The 21,326-nt window shown below is 30.5% G+C and carries 22 protein-coding genes; 11 read left to right on the top strand and 11 right to left on the bottom strand.

Annotated features, from left to right (window positions below; genetic code table 11):
* Positions 1-71: 71 nt before the first annotated feature.
* Positions 72-521: a 3-oxoacyl-ACP synthase gene (locus ABNT22_RS00650; RefSeq protein ID WP_348715435.1), complete on the bottom strand. Its 450-nt coding sequence runs from the start codon at positions 519-521 to the stop codon at positions 72-74.
* Positions 518-1,624, bottom strand: coding sequence for an FAD-dependent oxidoreductase (locus ABNT22_RS00645; RefSeq protein ID WP_348715433.1), 1,107 nt, complete (start codon positions 1,622-1,624; stop codon positions 518-520). Before ABNT22_RS00645 ends, ABNT22_RS00650 begins: the two co-directional genes overlap by 4 nt.
* A gap of 66 nt (positions 1,625-1,690) precedes the next feature.
* Here ABNT22_RS00645 and ABNT22_RS00640 point away from each other — a divergent pair, with 66 nt between their 5' ends.
* From ABNT22_RS00640 to ABNT22_RS00620, 5 genes are all read left to right on the top strand, one after another.
* Positions 1,691-2,185 (top strand): hypothetical protein, encoded by a 495-nt coding sequence (locus tag ABNT22_RS00640; RefSeq protein ID WP_348727202.1) that lies wholly within the window; start codon positions 1,691-1,693, stop codon positions 2,183-2,185.
* Between the two features lie 76 nt (positions 2,186-2,261).
* Positions 2,262-3,179 (top strand): hypothetical protein, encoded by a 918-nt coding sequence (locus ABNT22_RS00635; protein WP_348715429.1) that lies wholly within the window; start codon positions 2,262-2,264, stop codon positions 3,177-3,179.
* Between the two features lie 158 nt (positions 3,180-3,337).
* Entirely contained in the window at positions 3,338-4,093 is a 756-nt protein-coding gene (locus tag ABNT22_RS00630; protein WP_348715427.1) for an SDR family NAD(P)-dependent oxidoreductase, read from the top strand.
* Entirely contained in the window at positions 4,086-4,952 is an 867-nt protein-coding gene (locus ABNT22_RS00625) for an aldo/keto reductase (protein WP_348715425.1), read from the top strand. The genes ABNT22_RS00630 and ABNT22_RS00625 overlap by 8 nt, the downstream gene beginning before the upstream one ends.
* A 1-nt stretch (position 4,953) precedes the next feature.
* Positions 4,954-6,093 carry an ATP-binding protein gene (locus ABNT22_RS00620; RefSeq protein WP_348715424.1) on the top strand — a complete coding sequence of 380 codons (1,140 nt, stop codon included), beginning with the start codon at positions 4,954-4,956 and terminating at the stop codon, positions 6,091-6,093.
* Between the two features lie 14 nt (positions 6,094-6,107).
* Here the strand turns inward: ABNT22_RS00620 and ABNT22_RS00615 are convergent, their stop codons facing one another.
* The 5 genes from ABNT22_RS00615 to ABNT22_RS00595 form a co-directional block, all read right to left on the bottom strand.
* Entirely contained in the window at positions 6,108-6,713 is a 606-nt protein-coding gene (locus ABNT22_RS00615; protein WP_348715423.1) for an HAD family hydrolase, read from the bottom strand.
* A 65-nt stretch (positions 6,714-6,778) separates the two neighbouring features.
* On the bottom strand, positions 6,779-7,972 hold the full coding sequence (locus ABNT22_RS00610; RefSeq protein WP_348715422.1) for a DUF1501 domain-containing protein: 1,194 nt from the start codon (positions 7,970-7,972) through the stop codon (positions 6,779-6,781).
* A gap of 12 nt (positions 7,973-7,984) precedes the next feature.
* Positions 7,985-9,358: a DUF1800 domain-containing protein gene (locus ABNT22_RS00605; protein ID WP_348715421.1), complete on the bottom strand. Its 1,374-nt coding sequence runs from the start codon at positions 9,356-9,358 to the stop codon at positions 7,985-7,987.
* Positions 9,359-9,443: 85 nt separating this feature from the next.
* Positions 9,444-10,013: a hypothetical protein gene (locus ABNT22_RS00600; protein ID WP_348715420.1), complete on the bottom strand. Its 570-nt coding sequence runs from the start codon at positions 10,011-10,013 to the stop codon at positions 9,444-9,446.
* Positions 10,014-10,032: 19 nt separating this feature from the next.
* On the bottom strand, positions 10,033-10,980 hold the full coding sequence (locus ABNT22_RS00595) for an OmpA family protein (RefSeq protein WP_348715419.1): 948 nt from the start codon (positions 10,978-10,980) through the stop codon (positions 10,033-10,035).
* Between the two features lie 189 nt (positions 10,981-11,169).
* Between ABNT22_RS00595 and ABNT22_RS00590 the strand changes: the two genes are divergently transcribed.
* Positions 11,170-11,553, top strand: coding sequence for an ankyrin repeat domain-containing protein (locus tag ABNT22_RS00590; protein WP_348715418.1), 384 nt, complete (start codon positions 11,170-11,172; stop codon positions 11,551-11,553).
* A 78-nt stretch (positions 11,554-11,631) separates the two neighbouring features.
* Here ABNT22_RS00590 and ABNT22_RS00585 read toward each other — a convergent pair whose 3' ends face one another.
* Positions 11,632-13,173 carry an aldehyde dehydrogenase family protein gene (locus ABNT22_RS00585; RefSeq protein WP_348715417.1) on the bottom strand — a complete coding sequence of 514 codons (1,542 nt, stop codon included), beginning with the start codon at positions 13,171-13,173 and terminating at the stop codon, positions 11,632-11,634.
* 112 nt (positions 13,174-13,285) lie between these two features.
* Here ABNT22_RS00585 and ABNT22_RS00580 point away from each other — a divergent pair, with 112 nt between their 5' ends.
* Positions 13,286-14,326 carry an isoaspartyl peptidase/L-asparaginase gene (locus ABNT22_RS00580; RefSeq protein ID WP_348715416.1) on the top strand — a complete coding sequence of 347 codons (1,041 nt, stop codon included), beginning with the start codon at positions 13,286-13,288 and terminating at the stop codon, positions 14,324-14,326.
* 77 nt (positions 14,327-14,403) lie between these two features.
* Here the strand turns inward: ABNT22_RS00580 and ABNT22_RS00575 are convergent, their stop codons facing one another.
* The 3 genes from ABNT22_RS00575 to ABNT22_RS00565 are packed head-to-tail and all read right to left on the bottom strand — an operon-like array spanning position 14,404 to position 17,044.
* Positions 14,404-15,780: a hypothetical protein gene (locus ABNT22_RS00575; RefSeq protein WP_348715415.1), complete on the bottom strand. Its 1,377-nt coding sequence runs from the start codon at positions 15,778-15,780 to the stop codon at positions 14,404-14,406.
* Positions 15,781-16,314, bottom strand: a complete 534-nt coding sequence (locus ABNT22_RS00570) for an RNA polymerase sigma factor (protein WP_412766889.1) — start codon at positions 16,312-16,314, stop codon at positions 15,781-15,783.
* Between the two features lie 25 nt (positions 16,315-16,339).
* Complete coding sequence (locus ABNT22_RS00565; RefSeq protein WP_348715413.1) at positions 16,340-17,044, bottom strand: hypothetical protein; 705 nt, start codon at positions 17,042-17,044, stop codon at positions 16,340-16,342.
* A 93-nt stretch (positions 17,045-17,137) separates the two neighbouring features.
* On the opposite strand from ABNT22_RS00565, the gene ABNT22_RS00560 reads away from it, so the two are divergent.
* The 4 genes from ABNT22_RS00560 (at position 17,138) to ABNT22_RS00545 (ending at position 21,267) form a co-directional block, all read left to right on the top strand.
* Positions 17,138-18,112: an acyl transferase gene (locus ABNT22_RS00560; RefSeq protein WP_348715412.1), complete on the top strand. Its 975-nt coding sequence runs from the start codon at positions 17,138-17,140 to the stop codon at positions 18,110-18,112.
* Positions 18,113-18,173: 61 nt separating this feature from the next.
* On the top strand, positions 18,174-18,785 hold the full coding sequence (locus tag ABNT22_RS00555) for a TetR/AcrR family transcriptional regulator (RefSeq protein WP_348715411.1): 612 nt from the start codon (positions 18,174-18,176) through the stop codon (positions 18,783-18,785).
* A gap of 6 nt (positions 18,786-18,791) precedes the next feature.
* On the top strand, positions 18,792-20,078 hold the full coding sequence (locus ABNT22_RS00550; RefSeq protein ID WP_348715410.1) for a D-arabinono-1,4-lactone oxidase: 1,287 nt from the start codon (positions 18,792-18,794) through the stop codon (positions 20,076-20,078).
* Between the two features lie 10 nt (positions 20,079-20,088).
* On the top strand, positions 20,089-21,267 hold the full coding sequence (locus ABNT22_RS00545; protein WP_348715409.1) for an alanine racemase: 1,179 nt from the start codon (positions 20,089-20,091) through the stop codon (positions 21,265-21,267).
* The last annotated feature ends 59 nt before the right edge of the window (positions 21,268-21,326 follow it).

The raw sequence follows: 21,326 nt of genomic DNA, 5'->3' as shown, positions 1-21,326 counted from the left end.
GTTAATCTTAACAAAATTTAAAACTCTTTTTACAGTAATAAAACAAGCAACTACTTTAATACCCTACCTTTTTACAAAATATTTTTAATTTTAATGGTCCGATTGTTAAAAACCACTTCATTATCAATACGTTTACCTAGCAATAATTTACCAATTGGTGAAGACGTTGAAACCGCATAATATTTTTTACTTCCTATTTTAAGTTCACCAACACTAACACTTATAAAGTAATTTGCTATATTAGTTTCAACTACTGCTCCTAAACAAACAACTTCAACAGTTTTTTCCACATCAATTTTATGTAGTGTATCTTTCATTTGATTTACTACCAAAAACTGCTGACTTACTTTTTCCATTTCTAACTGCAACATGGCTCTTCCTGTTTCATGTTTATCTCCAGCAGAACTCTTTGTTTCACTTTCTAAAGCTTTTTGGTTAGAAGAAATTACCTTTTCTATTGTTGCTAATTTTGTATTCACAAAAACAATACTTTTAGCATGAAGCTCTTCTTTTATATTCATAACAAATCTGCTAATTCTTTACCTACAACACTTCCAATAGCAACTCCCATTCCTCCTAATCGAACGCCACAAAAAACATTATCTGAAAGTCCTTTTACAATTGCCTTTTTCTGATTTCCAACTCCCATTATTCCACTCCATCTATGATCAATCTCAATATTTATTTTTGGTAAAATTGTTGTTTTTAACAATTCTTCCAGTTTATTTTGAACTAATTCAGTTTGTCCAAATTTTGCCGTTTCTTCGGTTTTAAAATCCAAATTTCTACCTCCTCCAAACAATATTCTATTATTAATATTCCTGAAGTAATAATAACCTTTATCTAAATGAAAAGTCCCTTTAATATGTAAATTATGAATTGGCTTTGTTATTAAAACTTGCGCTCTTGCAGGCTGCACATTTTCGTTAAGAAGTTGTTTTGCAAAACCATTAGTAGCAATACATAATTTACCGCTCGTAAATTCTAATTTATTCGTTTTTATTACTACTGAATCAGCGTTTTCTGCAAAGCCTTGAACCTCAATATTATTTAAAACTTTTACTCCTTCTTTTTGAGCTTTCAATAACAATTCAGCAATCATTTTACCTGTATCTATCTGCCCTTCAAAGATATTGGTAATGTATTTCTCATGTATATTTTCAAATTTGAATAAATTCAAATCTTCTCTAAACACTTGTGTTTTAAATATTGGCTCTAACAAGTTGTTTATCTTTTCTTTCTGAACTAAACACTCTTCATAAAAACCTTTATCTAAAAACAATTCATATCCTTTATTTTCTTGATAATCTATTTTATCATCTCCTAGATTTTGCCTCAATAATTGCAATCCTTCCCAACGTTTTTTTACCAAACCTACTACTTCTTCCTCTGTATGGGATTTTAAATCATCTATAAGTTCAGAGATACTTCCAAAACAGGCAAAACCGGCATTTTTACTACTTGCTCCCTGTGGTAATAATCCTTTTTCAAGAACTAAAATTTTAGACCTAGGATACTTTTCTTTTAATCTTAACGCACAACTTAGACCTACAATTCCACTACCAACAATGGTAAAATCTATATTTGTAAACCACTCTTTTATTTCCCAATAACTGTAATTCATTTATTTATATTTGTAACTTGGCATATTCCTTGAATATCTAAAATTAAACAATAAAATATGATTAGAATGAAACTTTTAGGAATCTTACTTTTAACCTTAAGCTTTACAAATTGTAAAAGTCATAAGTTTGAGCAAAATCCACCTTTTATTGTTCATTCAGCAACTTATGTTCATGTTACTGGAGGAGTACCAGGAAGTCAAAGCTTAAACTTAATGATTGAGTTTACATCGGAAAAAGCAATCGAATTTGAAACTGTTTATTTTCAGGGAAGATCTATAAAACCTGTAGTAGAACAAAAAGTTAACAAGCAATATCTTGCTGCTCGCTACAATACCTCACCTGAAAAAGGTAAACATGACCTTGTTTTACATTCAGACTCAAAAAAAGAATATGGAAATAAACCTACTTCTAAAGAAGAGGAACCTACTTTTAATTTAAAAGAAAATGAAGCTATTATTAGTTACAAAATTAATGGTAAATCACACTTTTATAAATTAAAAAACATCGCAAAAGAGGAATCTGTTTTTATGCCCTCTGCAAATCCAAGATCGAATCAATAGCACCTTCAAAAAGGTGCTTTTTTGTTTTTGGCACGTAATTTGAATCTTTCTAAGCATAACCATAAAAACAAAGCTTATGAAACGTTTAAAATTACTATTTACTGTTATACTTTCTAGTTTATTATTTACATCTTGTGTTGTACAAAATGAAATTATTGATGATGGAATTTCATTAAATCAGTTAGTTTCAAGTTACGATTTATGGTACATTGATGTTCATAGAACTACGGGAAACGGAGACATTCCATTTTTACAAAAGGCATTTACTGTTTCTTTTTTAAACGGAACCATGTATGCCAACAATAATATTGTAGATATCGGTAAAACTGGCAATGGTTTGGGTATTATCACTGGAAATTATCGAGGAATTGATAATATATTAGAAATAAATCATAAATTAGACGGAGCATACGATTTTCGAGTTGTTCAATTGTCAGAAAGTGAAATTAGATTAGATGATACTAGAAGTAACCTTAGTTACTATTTAATTGGTTATCAAAGAAATGAGTTTGATTATGACAAATTATTTTATGACAATATTGAATATTTTTTACAAGAATTTATTGCTTGGGAACGTATAGAAAGTAACGGAGGAACAGCAAATCCGTTTGATGAAGAGCACTTTTTACAGTTTACTCCAGAGAACAACACTACTTTTTATTCATCTCACGATCCATTTGGCACGGATATTGATGTAATAAGATGGGATTACGTAGGAAGCTACATAATTCGCAACGTTCAAGGTGTTAATGACTTAAAATATTTAACACTTAATTATGACAACGGAGATACTGAAGAGTTCGATTTAACCGTTATTAATGATGAAACAATTCAATTGTATCATGTAAGTTCTAAAACTACATATACTTTCTTAGGTAAAGGATTTATTCAATACTTAAAAGGAAAAACAAAGCAAAGTACGTTACCAGCTGTAAGGAATAACAACAGAAAACGTACTAAGATTCAAAGAGAAACAATACTCAAAAGAGTTTAAAGATAAAGTTTGGTTAGTTGATTTTTGATTGGTTATTTATAACCAATTGAAATAAACCGCTCCGCTAGGGGCGGTTTTCTTTTTTATAAGTTTTTGTTAAGTTATGTATCTAGGTTTTATTTTTTGTTTGAATAAACTACCTTTATAAAAACGTTTATATGCAAAAAACAGCACTTATTACTGGAGCTACCTCGGGTATAGGAAAAGCTACAGCTCAATTATTTGCAAAAAATAATATTCATTTAATTCTTTGTGGAAGAAGAGCAGAAAAACTTCAGCAACTCGAAATTGAATTATCTAAAATTACTAAAGTAACTACCCTACAGTTCGATGTAAGGTATAAAGAAGAAGTTCAACAAGCTTTTAATAGTTTACCTGAAGAGTTTAAAAATATTGATATTCTTATAAATAATGCAGGCAATGCTCATGGATTAGATAGTATACAAAATGGGAATATTGATGATTGGGATGCTATGATTGATGGTAACGTAAAAGGGTTATTATATGTTACTAAAGCTGTTATTCCTCAGATGATAGAAAAAAACAATGGGTTTATCGTAAATATCGGCTCTATAGCAGGAAAAGATGTGTACCCTAACGGAAATGTTTATTGCGCCTCTAAGTTTGCTGTAAACGCCTTAAACAAAGGAATGCGAATAGATTTAAACCAACACAATATTAGAGTTTCCGCCATACATCCAGGATTAGTCGAAACAGAATTTTCAGATGTTCGTTTTAAAGGAGACACCGAAAGAGCAAAAACCGTATACCAAGGGTATAAGGCGTTACAACCTGAAGACATTGCCGATATAATTCATTTTGTAGTTACGCGACCATACCATGTGAATATTGAGGACTTAATTGTATATCCAACTGCACAAGCAAGTGCAACTATAATACATAAAAATGAATAATTTTTCTAAAACAATAGCAGGTTGTATGACATGGGGTGTTTGGGGTAAAAACCTCAACACTAATGAAATGATTGATTTAATGCAAACTTGCCTTCAAAACCAAATTACTACATTTGATCATGCCGATATTTATGGCGATTACACCACCGAAGCAGCATTTGGAAAAGCTTTTAATACTAGTAGTGTTAAACGTGAAGAAATACAACTAATTTCTAAGTGTGGTATTCAATACATTGGTAGTTCTAGGAACAATCGTGTTAAGCACTACGATTACTCAAAAGACTATATAATTTGGAGCGTTGAAGAGTCGTTAAAAAACCTTCAAACAGATTATTTAGACCTACTTTTACTGCATAGGCCAAGCCCGTTAATGCATCCGGATGAAATATCAGAAGCGATTTCAATTTTAAAATCACAAGGTAAAATCAACGATTTTGGAGTATCTAATTTTACTCCTCTACAAACCGAGTTAATTGATAAAAAAACCCGCATTTCTGTAAATCAAATTGAAGTTTCTTTAACACAATATTCTTCTTTATTGAATGGTGATTTAAATTATATGCAACTTCATAAAATACAACCCATGGCATGGAGTCCATTAGGCTCTTACTTTAAAGAAGATTCTGAAAAAAATCAACGTATAAAAAAAGAATTGCATCACTTATCTGAAAAATATAACGCTACTGAAAGTCAACTTTTATTAGCATGGTTATATCAACATCCTGCACAAATAATTCCTGTAATTGGTACTACTAACCCAAAAAGAATTGCAGAAGCAGTAGCATCTCAAAAAATTGTTTTAGAAACTGAAGATTGGTTTGCTTTATTAGTAGCTAGTCAAGGCCATAAAGTACCTTAAAATGATAAACAAGCGTTTACTTATAAAAAACTTACTTTCTCATAATGATGAGAACAGTTTTTATGATAAAAAACAAAAGCTTTATCTAAATTCTAAAGAAGGGAAAGCTAAGTTTTTAAAACACGTTTGCGCATTATCAAATTCAAATCCAGAAAACAACTCTTATATTGTAATTGGGGTTGAGGATGAAGATAATACCATTATAGGTGTTGATTTTTATGACGACAGTAAAATTCAAAATCTTATTAATGCCTATTTGGTAAACCCTCCAAAAGTACAGTATGAAAATGTACCCTTTCCAAGACTTCCTCGACATAAAGTAATTGGTTTGGTAACTATTACACCCACTCCAAACATTACCTCTCTTTTAAAAGGAGTTTGGAAATATAAAAAAGGAACTGTTTTTTATCGTAGAGGAAGCAACTCTATGCCCATATATGGTTCGTTCGAATTGAAAAACTCTAACAAAACTATTGTTCAAGCGATAGAAAAAAATGCAAGTAACAATATTCAGTTGACTCTTGATGGGGTTTTTGATTTTATGAATAGTCATAAAGAGGAGTATAATCCGCAGTACAAAGTTTTTAAGGAGCAATTTGTTTTGTGTTGGGCAGGAAAGAAAAAAGTAATTAAAGATGAAGAGTTCTTAACAAGGGTTGATATTGAATTGGTAAACGAACAGGTTCGATTGTTTTTTTCTGCTTTAGATGATGTTCAAATTAGTTACAATGAACAATCTTTTATTATTACTGAATATATTATGTTAGGTATTGATACTAGTGAAAAACGCTATCCTTTAGAAAAAACTATCATTCATTTTAAAGATAATGGTAAACATGATATTGTAACCGAATTTTTATTTAAACCTCCTGTGTATGATTCTGTTATTCTAAAATATGTATACGATAATAACAATGCTATTGTTGCTAAAATAGAAAACAACCTTCCTCTTTCTGTTACAGAACATGAAGATGTATATAAATTACCTACTTCCTATTTAATTTGTTATTTAAATGGTTTTTTAGATGCTCCTGAACAACTAAAAAAGGCTAAAAACTATATTAAAAACCTTGAAGATAAAACCACCTATATTAAGTATAAAGAAGCGATGCGTGTATTACGTAAGGTAAAATATAGTTAAAATACCGTCTCATTTTAACTATTTAAAATTTCTTTCAAGTCTAAAACATCATCTCCATCCTTACCTATCTCTTTTCTTTCTATTCTAAAAAAATGCCATCCCAATCTTTTAGGAATTTCAATATCAGATTTTAAAGAGTCTCCAATCATCATTATCTCATTTGGTTGGTTACCTGTTATTTCTTCTATCTCTTTAAAGATCTTTTCTTCTGGCTTTATTGAACCATAATCACATGAAAAAATCACCTTCTCAAAATATTGATCTAACTTTTTATCAAAAAAAGGCTCTTTATATGGTTCTGCTAAATTGGAAATTAAAAAAAGATTATAACATTTTTCTAACCTACTTAAAATATTATAAACCTCCTTAAAGACCACAACAGAGTTTAATTCCTTTTCTAAATCATTTTTATTTTCTTTAAATAATTTTTTAAATTCACTAGGCAACATTTCTTCTAATTCCACCAAACTCTTGGTCATAACAAGCTTCATATAACTCGAAATGTCTAGGTTAAATCCATTTTTTGATTTTCTATATAGTTTTACAAAAAAATGCTTAGGTTCTTTTATCTTAATAAGAGTATTATATAAATCAAAAACTATTGTTTTTACATTTTTCATTTTTTAATAAATAGTTTTCTTTAAGAGCTAAATTAAATCAAAACTCTTGATAAAACTATTATATCTTAAATAAACCTCAGCTTAGAAAATTGTTTGTTTAATATTTGGGTATCATCTACTTGTAACCACTTATCTAAAATGGTTGCATAAATTTCTCTAAAGTCTATTTCATAACGCAAATCCCCATTAGCATCTAAATTTTGTAGATCTGCTTGTCCGTTGTACATCCCTCGTTTTTTTAGGTTTTTTCCTATAATAAACACATTATTTGCGGTACCATGATCTGTACCATTTGCTGCATTTTGTTGTACTCTACGACCGAACTCAGAAAAAGTAATAATTAATACATCTTCTAAATTTTGGTTTTTCTCTAAATCATTTACAAATACCTCCATACTATCTGCATATAACTTTAATAAACGTGCTTGTCGATTACTTTGATTCGCATGTGTATCAAAACCACTTAAGGCAGCATAGTACACTTGAGTTTCTAATCCTGAATTGATAAATTCAGCAATAGTTTTTAATTGTTTTCCAAATACATTTTTAGGGTAATCTGCCCTTGATGTTGAGGTATTACTCTTTTCATAAATGTACTTAGCTGAAGAACTTGCATCAATCATAGTATTATACAAATACCCCAAATTATGTTCATTTAAATGAGTATCGTTATAATGGTTTAAAACATCTTTAAAAAAAGGTTGCCTTATAGATTGGTACAACAACTTAGGGTTGGTTACCGCTAATCCGTTTTGTTCCTTTCCTTTCAACATTAAAGACAAACTTTCATCAACTTCAATAGCTTTATAAGGTTTTGATTTTGTTACATCTAAAAAACGACCAATCCAACCACTTTGTAAATATTCGTTACTATCACTAGCAGTTTGCCAAATATCAGTAGAACGAAAATGAGAACGATTTGGGTTTGGATAGCCTACATTATTAATAATGCTAACATATCCTTTGTCATATAATTTTTGAAGTGGTGCTAAACTTTTGTGTAAACCAACTTCATCGTTTAACTTCAGAAGGTTGTTTTTAGGAATTGCTAATCCATTTCTTTTTTGGTAATAAATATCATTTCTAAAAGGTATTACCGTATTTAAACCATCATTTCCTCCTTTTAACTGAACTATGACTATTTTTTTATGACTGAATAACTGCTGAGCTTTTTGTTCAAATGCCTTTACAAACTGCGGAACAAAAAATAATCCTCCGCTTGCCAATGATGTTCTTTTTATAAAAATTCTTCTATCCATTTCTACTCTTTTTTAACATAATTGATACTCTGGTAATGACATTAACTGTACGCAAAAGTCTTCTTTAGACACAAATTCACTGTTTTCTAATAATTCTTTTGTTCCCTTATTTACAGAACTAACAAGAACTTTTTCTATTAAACCTTTATTAGAGTTTGTTGGATAATTATTCTCAAACAATTGCCAATTAGGTATAGCTTTTATAAATGTTTTTCTTCTTAATTTTTTCTCACTAAAGTCTCTAATAGTATCTTCTAAACCTCCTTTATCAGAATAGGTGATTTCAGCATTGTTTAAAAGCACCGAAGGGAGTCTTAATCTAGTCACAATAGTGTTGCTATCAATCCATGTTCTTCCTCCTTTCCACCCTGCTACATTCGGTGGACGTAATAAGATTTGTCCTAATAATTTTTGAATCAATAAACTATGCTTGTTATTTTCTATAGTGAATGGAACCACAGTGTGCATTCCTACTAAAAATTCTATTGGTGATTTTATTTTGGTTCCAATATGTTCTTCTTTATAAAACCAGGGAGATGTTAACACAAATCGCATCAAAGTTTTAATATTATACTTAGGATAAAACTCTGAAACCATTTGATCAATAAAATCTGCATTTAATTTTTCATTTATAAAATAGCGATAGATTTTTTCACAGATAAATCTAGCACATTGTTTTTGTTCTAGAATTATATCAATAACATCGTCTCCATCAAAATTTCCTGTTTGACCTAAAAACGTTTTTTCTCCTTCATCATGTTGTCTTCTACGCATTCTAAATTCACCCAAAAAACTATGGTTATACCCTGTAAAAGCTCTTGCGCTTTCCTTAATATCTGTTTCTGAGTAATTTCCTTGTCCTAGCGTAAAGAGTTCCATCAATTCTCTTGCGAAATTCTCATTCGGACTTCTTTTTTTATTCTGTTTATTGTTTAAATATTTTATCATAGCTGGCTCTTTAGAAATAGCCTTTACAAAGCTTCTAAAATCACCCAATGCATATTCTCTTAGTGTATTGTTATACTGCTGAGCAAACAATATATTTTTATCTTCACAAACAAAGTGATTTGCCCAAAAAAGGGTCATTTTTTCTCTTAACAACTCTCTTGGATTGTATAATCTGTCTAACCAAGCTTTGTTTAGTTCCATGATTTTTTTCCTACTGATCTTCATTAATTCTCTTCGTTTCTTTTTGTTTTTAAAATCTTCTCTTGTAAGATTTGTAACAAAAGACGTATCAATAGTCAACGGGCTCACTTTTTCTGATTCTTTAAACAAAACAGCTACAACTTCCTCCCTATTTAAGTGTACATACTTATTCATTTCTAAAGGTGTAATTCCAAACCCAATTCTGTTGTATAAATGTTGTAAATGCTTTGCTTTCATATCTATTAGACAATAAAAGTGCTTAAAGGTTTAAAAACAAAACCTCGCTTATTGCGAGGTTTTAAAATACTATAGATATCAGATTTTACTTTCCACCATCTAATTTATCTTGCCAATCTTTTAGTTCTTTCCATTTACCTTCATAGGCTAATTTGGCTTGTTGAGGCCAAGTAGTTGGTTTGTGCATACGATAACGATCTCCTCCACTTTTTAATACTTCCTGACATTTTTCTACAGTAGCTTCACCTAAAGCTTTCCATGTTTTAATATCAAAATTATGGAACAAGCCTTCAATTTTAGGGCCGATTCCCTCTACAATCTTCAAATCATTTTCTTTTATTTTTTTACCAAACACAGCTTTTGCTGCAGTTCCATCAAAAGGAATTAAAGTAGTCGTTGCTCCTGCTAAAGAAGAGGCCATTGCTACATTGGATGATTGCGCTGCTTTTAAATCCGTTTCTAAGGTTACTTTACTTTTATTACAAGCCTCTAAATCAGCTTCTAGTTGTGCTACTTTGTTTTTCCATACATCTACCTCATTATTATCATTTCCTTTGCTTAAAAGTCTTCCTAATAAATACCCTAATAAAGCACAAATAGCTCCTACTAATAATGGAATTAACCAACATGGTATGTGCATTGCTAATAAGTTCATAATTATATTCTTTGTTTTTTTAGTTAATAGTTACTACAATTCTTCTGTTTTTTGATCTCCCTTCTTCTGTTGTATTATCAGCAATAGGAGCTGTTTGTCCTTTAGAAGAGGTTATTATATTTTCCTCTAAGATTCCAAAATTGATTAAATCTTTTTTTGCTTCATTTGCACGGTTTTGCCCTAATATCATATTTGTATTAGCATTTCCTGTACTATCAGTGTGTCCTACTACACTAATTTTTAATCCAAATTTATCTACACAACGAGAGATCTCTGCAAATTTTTGTTTTTGTTCTGGAGTAAGGTTAATGTGAAACTCTCCTGTTTTAAAATAAAACATTAATGGGTTTTCTTTAATAGCTTCACAAGCTTCTTTCAAAGCTTCGTCATTTGCTACCGAGGCTTCAGTCCTTGTAAAAATCTCGTAGCTTAATGGTCCTAACAAAACTCCATTTTCATTCGAATTCATATCCTCTTTAAGTTCTCCATAAGTATTGATAAGTTTTGATGAAACACCTTGAGAAATCATATAATTCTTTACAGAATTTGCACGGGCCAATCCTAAATTAGGAAATGCAGAGTTGTTTTTTTCATTACTGGTAAAATATCCCGTAATATTAAATCGTTTATTTCCGTTGATATCTAAGTATTCTTTAATCTTTAAGACTCCTTTTTTTAAGGCTTCGGATATTGAATCTTTAATACGAAAATTCGATTTATCAAAATTAAAATTTTCATTTAATGAAAAAGTAAAGTCTCCATTTGCATCTTTAATTTGAAATGGAATAAAAGTTGGTTCTTTTGTATTAGATTTTCCTAAATCATCTGTTACGACTTCTTGTGAATTCGTATCTGAAGAGCATGTTTGTTTCTCACAACAAATGCTACAACAAAAAAACCAATACAACAAGCTTCCGATAAGGATGGTTAATAGAATACCTAATAAATAAGTTGATTTCTTACTCATTTGTTAGTTATTTAAATAGTTGATTGTTAAAGTATTAAAATATAATCAAAAATAAAAATTAACAAATCAGTTTTGTTTTTAAGAGGGTATTAACAACAAGTATTAAATATTTGTTAAGTGTGTTAAAATTTGAAACATTAGCTAAAAGGTAAAGTCTATATAGGTGAACAAACTTTAAAACTCTACCATATGAAAAAAATATTTTTAGCCATGTTTGCTATCGTTTTAGCAACTGGCACCATGACAGCAACAACATCTTCAGAAACTAACCACAAGACTTCGTACGAATTCCTAGAACCAAGCACATTTTGTAAACTTATTCGATCTGGAAATTTCGAGGCGGTAAAAGCTATGATAGAAAACGGAACCAATATTAATCGCAAATCAACAGGGTTAACACCTTTAATGTTTGCTGCAAGATATAATAGAGTAGATATCTTAAAACTTTTAATAGAAAAAGGAGCTAAATTAAAAGTTAAATCAGACAATGGATATACTGCTTTAGATTATGCTAAAATGTCAAAGGCACATGAAGCTTATACAATTATAAAGGAGGCTTTAAACAAAAAATAAACTTCTTTTATATTTATTTGAATTAAAAAAGGGTTTCGAAATTTCGAAACCCTTTTGCTTTTATAAACTTATACTTTTTTATAAGTCAAACTTAATTCCTTGAGCTAAAGGAAGCTCATCAGAATAGTTTACAGTATTCGTTTGTCTTCTCATATAAACTTTCCAAGAATCTGAACCAGACTCACGTCCACCTCCAGTTTCTTTCTCTCCACCAAAAGCACCACCAATCTCAGCTCCTGAAGTACCAATATTTACATTGGCAATACCACAATCTGAACCGGCAAACGACAAGAATCTTTCTGCTTCTTTCATTTCGCTTGTCATAATTGAAGAAGATAATCCTTGAGCAACGCCATTTTGCAATTCAATTGCATTCTCTACATCACCTGAATATTTCATTAAATATAAAATTGGAGCAAACGTTTCATGTTGAACAATTTCAAAATGGTTTTCTGCTTCTATAATTGCTGGTTTAACGTAGCATCCGCTTTCATATCCTTCACCTTCTAAAACTCCTCCTTCAACTAATACTTTACCTCCTTCAGCTTTTGCTTTTTCAATTGCTGCTAAGTAAGTATTTACTGCATCTTTATCAATTAATGGTCCAACGTGATTGTTTTCATCTAATGGGTTTCCGATTCTGATTTGTCCGTATGCACCAACAATAGCATCTCTTACTTTATCATAAACAGATTCATGAATAATTAAACGACGTGTAGACGTACAACGTTGTCCGGCAGTTCCTACTGCTCCAAATACAGCACCCGGAACAACTACTTTTAAATCTGCAGTGGGTGTAATAATGATTGCGTTGTTTCCTCCTAATTCTAATAATGATTTACCAAAACGCTCTGCCACTTTAGCACCAACGATACGTCCCATTCTTGTAGATCCTGTAGCAGATACTAAAGGAATACGAGTATCTTCTGTAATGTACTCTCCTACTTTATAATCTCCATTAACAATACAAGAAATACCTTCTGGTAAGTTGTTATCTTTTAATACCTCAGCAATAATGTTTTGACATGCTACTGAACATAAAGGAGCTTTTTCTGAACCTTTCCAAACACATACATTACCACAAATCCAAGCTAAAGCTGTATTCCAAGACCATACAGCAACAGGGAAGTTAAATGCTGAAATAATTCCAACAACACCTAACGGGTGCCATTGCTCTCTCATTACATGCCCTGGTCTTTCTGATGGAATTACTTGTCCGTTTAACTGACGTGATAATCCAACAGCAAAATCACAGATATCAATCATTTCTTGAACCTCACCTAATCCTTCTTGGTAAGATTTACCCATTTCGTAAGAAACTAATTTACCTAATGGTTCTTTTAATTCTCTTAATTTGTTTCCAAATTGACGAACGATTTCTCCTCTTTGTGGAGCAGGCATAGCTCTAAAAGTTTTAAAAGCAGAAGTAGCTGCTTCCATCACTTTATCATAATCTTCTCTAGTACTAGCTACTACCTTTCCTATTAACTTACCATCAACTGGAGAGTAACTTTCAATAATTTCTCCATTAGAGAAGTTTACTGAACCCGTTGAAGTTCCGTTATTAATTTCTTTTAAGCCTAATTGAGCTAAAGCTTCTTTAATACCAAAATCTGCCATTTTATATTGTAATTTTAGTTGTTTAAATTTAAAGTCCAAAACTACGAATAAATTTATAATTAATAAATTAAACAATTGTAAAGCTTATTGTTTAAAAATAAACAAAACAGTCATGAGAAAAACATTATACCTTGTGTTAATATTACCCTTACTTTTTAGTTGTAACAGCAGTAAAAAAGAGGTATCAACTCCAAAACAGGTTCATGAATTTGCTATTGTAATTCATGGAGGAGCTGGAACTATTTTAAAGAAAAATATGACTCCCGAAAAAGAAGAAGCTTATAAAATTAAATTAAAAGAAGCAATTACTATCGGATACAACATTTTAAAAGAAGGAGGATCTAGTTTAGATGCTGTTGAAAAAACAATTCATGTTTTAGAAAATTCTCCTTTATTTAATGCAGGTAAAGGGGCAGTTTTTACGCATCATGAAACCAATGAGTTGGATGCCTCTATTATGACGGGAATTGATTTAAATGCAGGTGCAGTGGCTGGAGTAAAAAATGTAAAAAACCCTATTTCTTTGGCTCGAAAAGTAATGGAAAACTCTCCTCATGTTCTTCTTTCTGGTGATGGTGCTTCAACTTTTGCAACCGAACAAGGATTAGAAATTGTTGACCCTAGTTATTTTTATACAGAAAAAAGATTTCAATCTTTACAAAAAATTAAAAGCAAAAAGGAAACAAAGCTTGACCATGATGAAAAAACTGCATTTTTTGATGTAGATATTAAGGATAGTAAATTTGGAACTGTTGGATGTGTTGCATTAGATAAAAGTGGTAATATTACGGCTGGTACGTCTACTGGAGGTATGACTAATAAACGTTGGAATAGAATAGGAGATTCTCCAATTATTGGTTCTGGTACCTATGCAAATAATAAAACTTGTGGAGTTTCTTCTACTGGTTGGGGAGAATATTTTATAAGAGCTCAAGTAGCACATGATATTTCTGCACAGATGGAATATAAACAAGTTTCTCTTAAAGAAGCAACTCATAATGTTATTCATAATAAACTTACCAAATTAGGTGGTACAGGAGGTATTATTGCTATTGACAAATACGGTAATATTGTTTATGAATTTAATACTGCCGGTATGTATAGGGCCTCTATGAATGATAAAGGAACTTTAGATGTTCAAATTTATAAATAGCAAAAAAAAATGTGCCTTTTAAAAAAGCTTTAAAACTTCATTAAAAGGCACTGCTATATACACGGGGGGACTAAATTTTAAAATTGGTATTTAATCCCTGAATACAATCCTAAGCTATAAGGTCTAAATCCACTATTGTTAGATGAAAAAGTATTTAATTGTACTTTAAACATTGGATTTAAATTAAGCTTTAATTCTTTCGTAATATTATAATCAAACTCTACACCAAAATTACCACTAAAATCAACAGTGTTTAAGTTATTAACACTTCCAAATGTTTCTGATATTCTCTCTGAAGAAACGGAAACTTCATTTCTATTTAAAAACAAAGAACTAAATCCTGTAACTATTTTTGAACTAAATGTTCCTGTATTTAAAAAGGTGTATTTAATTTCTAAAGGTATTTCAATATATCCTACTTCATGGGTTAGAGTTGCATCTTCATTTATTGGCCCTAAACCGGTAGAACTAATCCCAAAACTAGCCCCAGCAGTACCAAAACTAAAACTACTTAGACCATTATTAGCATAATCAACTGTAGATAAGGATTGACCAACAAAACTAGTGGTTATAGGAACATCTGTATTTGTATAATTATACTTTTGAATATGAACACCTGATTGAATTTCCCATTTACTACTTAATTGATAAGCTAATCTTACTCCATAAGCAATGCTGTTACTTCCATTTGTAGGCGATGTAATTAATTTTTCATCTAGCGGGGAAACCTTTGAAAAAGAATTATTACTAATTACTGCGAAAACTGGTGCTACAGACCACTTATCTTTTTTCTCTTTCTTCTCTTCCTTTTCTTGTGAGTTTACCTCAGCAATCAAATCTTTTTTCTTTTTGAGAATTTCTTTTTTCTCAATTTTTTCAAGAGCATTTTCTTCTGTGTTTTTTTTAACTGGCAAGCTGTTTTCAGGCTTGCCAGTTTCTTTCTTTTCTTTCACAACATGATGATTAACTTGTAAAGACCCTTCAACAACTTTACTTGTTACATCGTTGTTTTTTCCATGCTCATTTTTTTTGCTAATTTTTACAACATGATTAGCGGTTAAAACCTTCTTACTTTCCTTATCAGATTTTTCTAAAGGCTTTTCTTTCAATTTCTTTTTTATGTATTCACTATTAACAATCTTTTGATGCTCTTTCTCCTCATTATTAGGTAAAACTTTATCAAAATTGTTCGTGTCTTTTTCTTTTTTTGTATCTACTATAACAGGAAATTCTGCCTCATTTTTATCCTCTTGATTGTTTAAAAAAGGGTACAATAATAACCCTAAAACAATGGTAGCAGCAATACCTCCTGAAAACCACCAAATAGGTATCACTTTACGTTTTTTTTTCTTCAATTTAGCTTCAATAGCCTTCCAAACCTCGGGGTTAGGGTTTGCCTCAAAGTCTTTGAACTTTTCTTGAAAGAATCTTTCTATGTTTTGATTCTTATCCATTTAAGCCTCTATCTCTATACTTTTAAACATCTTTATCTGTTCTTTTAGAATTAATTTTGCTCTAGACAGGTTAGATTTTGATGTTCCTTCTGAAATGTCTAGCATTTTCGCAATTTCTTTGTGCGAAAAATTATCTAAAACATACAAATTGAACACCAATCTATACCTGTCTGGAAGTTTTTGTATTAACTCCAACAAAACATCTAAATTCAAACTTTCATTTAAATCAACTTCCTCTTCTACTAACCCTTCTTCTTTTATAAGTTGAAGAGGAGACTTTTCTTTATATTTCTGTAAAGCTGTGTTAATAGTTATCCTTTTAACCCAGCCTTCAAAAGATCCTTTGTTATTATACTGTTCTATCTTTTTAAAGATCGTTAAAAAACTATCTTGAAGCGTATCTTCTGCATCTTGATAATTTCTAGAATATTTTAAGCACAGAGCAAAAAGTTTCCTTGCAAAGAGTTCATACATCTCCGCTTGCGCCTTTAATTCTTGTTGGCAACACCTTTTTATTAGTTCCTCTAATGCTATTGTATGTTTGGTTTACTTTATCTTCTCAATATTTTAACACTGGTTTTTTGTTTTGACATTCTACTGATGTTGGTTGGGGGATTACATCACAAGTAGACACTATACCCCACTTCAAATTATACTTTTCTTCTTCATTTGTATAAGTCTCTATTTTTTGTAAAAACTCACCTTCTTTAATTTCTATATGATAGGCTAAATAACCTCGAGGTCCACCACAAGGCTTCGCTCCATAGGCTACTATTTTCCAATCTTCTGAATTTATACAATCCTTACTATTGGCAATACTTAAAATTTCATCAAAAAGATTCATTAAATCTCTATGATCTTTTTCTTGTTCTGTTAGCTCTCTTTGAACAATTAATTCTTTCTGAGTTAATTTCAAAATTTTCCAATTAAATTTTCCAACAAAACTTTCTACTTCGACATATATCGTTTCATTAGCAGATGTCCATTTTCCCTCAGAATTAAAAAACACTAGTGGTGGTGTACCACAAAAGCCAGAACTTCTTTCAATAAACAAACCCGTATTTTTAAAAGAGACTCCGTAGTCCTCCTGTGGTAATTCCTTTACTCTTTTAAAAACAATAGTTTCATTATCATATACTGCATCAGACCAACTTCCAATTAATAAATTAGTTTGATCTATATCCACTTCATTATTTTTCTCACAAGATATAAAGCAAATAGTTAAAACTAATACGGCTTTCAGTATGTAAGTAGCTTTATTCATATTACTTTTATGCTAGTTTAAAACCTTTATCTATACTATAGATACATAAAAATTGAAAAGGTTGCGTCAAATACTATTATTTTTGCAAAAAAAATGAGAGAACAAGTTTTTAACATAAAAGATACAAACGATTTTACGCGTATTTCACTTGAAATTTTTAATCATCAATTCAAGTATAATAGAGTGTACAGGTCATTTTGCGACTTACTATACATTCATCCTTCGGATGTGAAGTCGATACAAGAAATCCCTTTTTTACCTATTCAGTTTTTTAAAACAAAAGAAGTTATTGCCTCTAAAGATGATATTCAGGAGGTTTTTTCTAGCTCAGGAACCACTGGCAGTATTACCAGTAAACATTATGTAACCGATTTACATTGGTATGAGCAAAGTTATTTAAAAGGCTTTGAACATTTTTATGGAAATATTGAAGACTATGTAGTTTTAGCATTACTTCCTAATTACCTTGAAAGAAAAGGTTCTTCTTTAGTTTATATGGTAGATGATTTAATTAAAAAATCGAAACATGAAGAAAGTGGTTTCTACCTAAGTAACATTGATGAATTAGCAAATAAATTAAAGGTTTTAGATACTCAACATCAAAAAGTATTGCTCATAGGAGTTTCTTTTGCCTTGTTGGACTTAATTGAAAAATATAAGTTCAATTTGCAGAATACCATTGTTATGGAAACTGGAGGAATGAAAGGAAGAAGGAAAGAATTAATTCGTGAAGAGCTTCATTCGTTATTATGTCAAGGGTTTGGTGTACAGCAAATTCATTCAGAATATGGTATGACAGAGTTATTAAGTCAGGGATACTCTAAAGGAAATGGTATATTTAACTGCCCTCCTTGGATGCGCATATTAACTCGAGATACAGAAGACCCTTTAACCATAAAATCTAATGGAACATCTGGAGGTATAAACGTTATTGATTTAGCCAACTACAACTCCTGTTCTTTTATTGCTACTCAAGATCTCGGTAAAGTGCATTCAAATAGTAGTTTTGAAATTATTGGTAGGTTTGATAATTCAGATATAAGAGGTTGTAACTTAATGGTTTTGTAAAACAAACCAAATGGTCTGTTTTTGTTTTTTTTATTATATTTGAGAAAACCATCTCTTTATAATGGCAAAAAACGGTAGAGAAAAAATTGTATACGCTGCTTTTAAACTATTCTTGCACAAGGGATATAAAAAGACAAGTTTAGCTGATATTATAAATGCTTCAACACTCTCTAAAGGAGCTATTTACCATCACTTTAAGAGTAAATATGAAATTTATCTAGCAACATTAGATGAATTCTTTTTCAAGTTATATGACAATTTTATTGTTGAGGATAAACACTTAAACTTATTCGATCGTGTTAAAAATAGGTTCTTGTTTTTTGTTGATCTTATTGACTTTATTGAGTCTTCAGATGAACAGAATACTTTTCCCATTAGAAGATATTTTCAATTTCAATTGGAAAGTGAAGAAGATCCTAAAATTAGAGAACATGTTAGTCATACTCTTTTAAAGCTTAATCAAGAAATTTATGACATTATAGAAAAAGCAATTGAGCAAAACGAAATTACAAATCATCTTTCTATATCTGTAATTTCTCAACAACTACTTGCCATTATTGAAGGAATAGCCATTCATCATTCTACCTTGGAAAACAACGGTAAGCAGTTTTTACTTCAAAAATATGATGAGGTAGTGCTACCTTATTTGCATTTACTAACAAAACAAAATTAACTTATCATGAAAAACTGGGCCGAAAATATCTTGTGGAATCCTTCAAAAGTAGCAATGCCTTCAACGGAAAAAGAAATTCAACAACTCGTTTTACAAGCTGTAAACAATCATAAAAAAATCAGAGTTATTGGTTCCGGACATTCTTTTACCGCTCTTTGTAGTACAGAGCATGTTTTGATCAGTTTAGATAAGTATCAAGGTAAAATTCATATTGATAAAGAAAAAAATATTGCTACTGTAAAAGCAGGGACAAAACTATCGTTATTGGGAGAATTGTTGTTCGAGGAAGGTCTGGCTATGGAAAATTTAGGAGACATTAATGTACAATCTATAGCAGGTGCAATTAGTACAGGAACACATGGTACCGGCGTTCAATTAAAATCAATAAGTAATCAGGTTATAGGTTTAAAACTTATTAATGGTAAAGGTGAAGTTATCACTTGTTCTCCAACAAAAAATGTAGCGTTATTTAAAGCAGCTCAAGTTTCTTTAGGAGCTTTTGGTATAATTACAGAAGTTACACTTCAATGCGTTCCTACGTATAAATTAAAGCTTCAAAACAAAAAAGAAAACTTAGATCAAGTATTAGCTACTTTAGATCAAAGAAATGCAGAAAACAGGAACTTTGAATTCTATTGGATTCCTTATACAAACACTGCTTGGACAAAGACCTCAAATATTGTAGAAGACTCTGAACCTGATAAAGTGAATTTTTTTAATTACTGGACAGAATATGTTTTAGAAAATTATGTTTTTAAGGTTTTTTGTGAGTACGCTAAATTATTCCCTTCTCAAAACAAAACTGTTGCCAATATTACTGCTGCAAGCATTACCAATGTAAAAAAAGTATATCATAGTCATAAAGTTTACGCTACGCAACGTTTGGTTAAATTTCATGAAATGGAATACAATATTCCTGCCGAAACATATAAAGATGTTTTTAAAGATGTCAAAAAAATAGTCAACTCTAAAAAATTCAACATTCACTTTCCAATAGAAAACAGATGGGTGAAAGGAGATGATATTTACATGAGTCCAGCCTATGGCAGAGATTCGGCATATATTGCTTGTCATGTCTATAATAAAAAAGATAGTACAGCTTATTTTAAGGCTCTTGAAGAGGTTTTTAGGGCTTATAATGGTAGACCACATTGGGGAAAAATGAACACTGTTTCTGCTGATGATATTCATGTCATGTATCCTAAGTTTGATACTTTTATGTTACTTAGAAAAGAGCATGATCCGGAAAATATCTTTGTAAATACGTACCTTAAAACTTTATTGGGTCTTTAATATTTTTAAAATGAAAACTTATTTTAACAGCTTAAATAAAGAGTTAAAGAACTATCAGAGAGCTATTCCTTGTTTATTGGTAGATTTAGATATTTTAGATAAGAATATTGCGCATACAATAAACAACTTAAAAGAATCATCAAGTCTTCGAATTGTTGTCAAATCTCTTCCTTCTTTGGAACTCGTAAACTATCTTCTAAAAAACACAAAGACTACCAATTTGATGGTTTTTCATCAACCTTTCTTAACCAATTTAGCGACTCATTTATCTTCTAAAAATGATGTTTTATTAGGAAAACCAATGCCTATTAAAACAGCTGATTATTTTTATCAAAACTTACCTAAGTTAACAAACGGTTTTAATCCATACATTCAAATTCAATGGCTAGTAGATACTGAAAAACGTATTAATGAATACATTTCATTAGCTAAAAAGCTTGGTAAAAAACTTCGTTTAAATATTGAACTAAATGTTGGATTGCATCGAGGAGGTTTTTCTTCACTAAAAGAATTAAAAAAAGCATTCCTCTTAATTGAAAAAAACTTGGATTATATAAGTTTTTCAGGTTTTATGGGATATGATCCACATGTAGTTAAACTACCAAGAATAATAAGATCGCAAAAAAAAGCATTTCAATTAGCAAACAGTTTTTATAAAGACTGTAAAAATTTATTATCAAATGAGTTTCCAATTTTATGGGAGAAAGAACTAACTTTTAACGGTGCTGGTAGTCCAACTTTCGACTTACACAAGGTTCAATCATCTCCAATTAATGATATTGCTATTGGTTCTTGTTTTGTAAAACCATCTAACTTTGATATTCCAACATTAAAAGACTATTTCCCTGCTAGCTTTATTGCAACCCCTATTTTAAAATCTTATATAAATACACGTATTCCAGGTTTAGAAAAAGTGAAGTTTCTATTAAACAAAAAATCAGCCTTTATATATGGCGGTTTTTGGAAAGCTGATTATTACTATCCCAAAGGAATTAAACAAAATAATCTATTTGGTGCTTCCACCAATCAAACCTTAGTTAATCTTCATAAAAACTCAGTATTAGGAGTGGATGATTTTATTTTTTTAAGACCACATCAAAGCGAAGCTGTTTTTTTACAGTTTGGAGAGATTCTTCCTGTGAGAAATGGTAAAATCCAAAAACCCTGGTCTTTATTGCAACAGTACTAAAGTTTTCATTTCTATAAAATTGAACATTTTTTTAGTATTTGTAAGTTTGCCTTTTAAGA

The organism is Tenacibaculum sp. 190130A14a, assembly GCF_964048965.1.
Classification (GTDB): domain Bacteria; phylum Bacteroidota; class Bacteroidia; order Flavobacteriales; family Flavobacteriaceae; genus Polaribacter; species Polaribacter polynesiense.
This window is presented reverse-complemented; position numbering and strand designations above follow the sequence as displayed.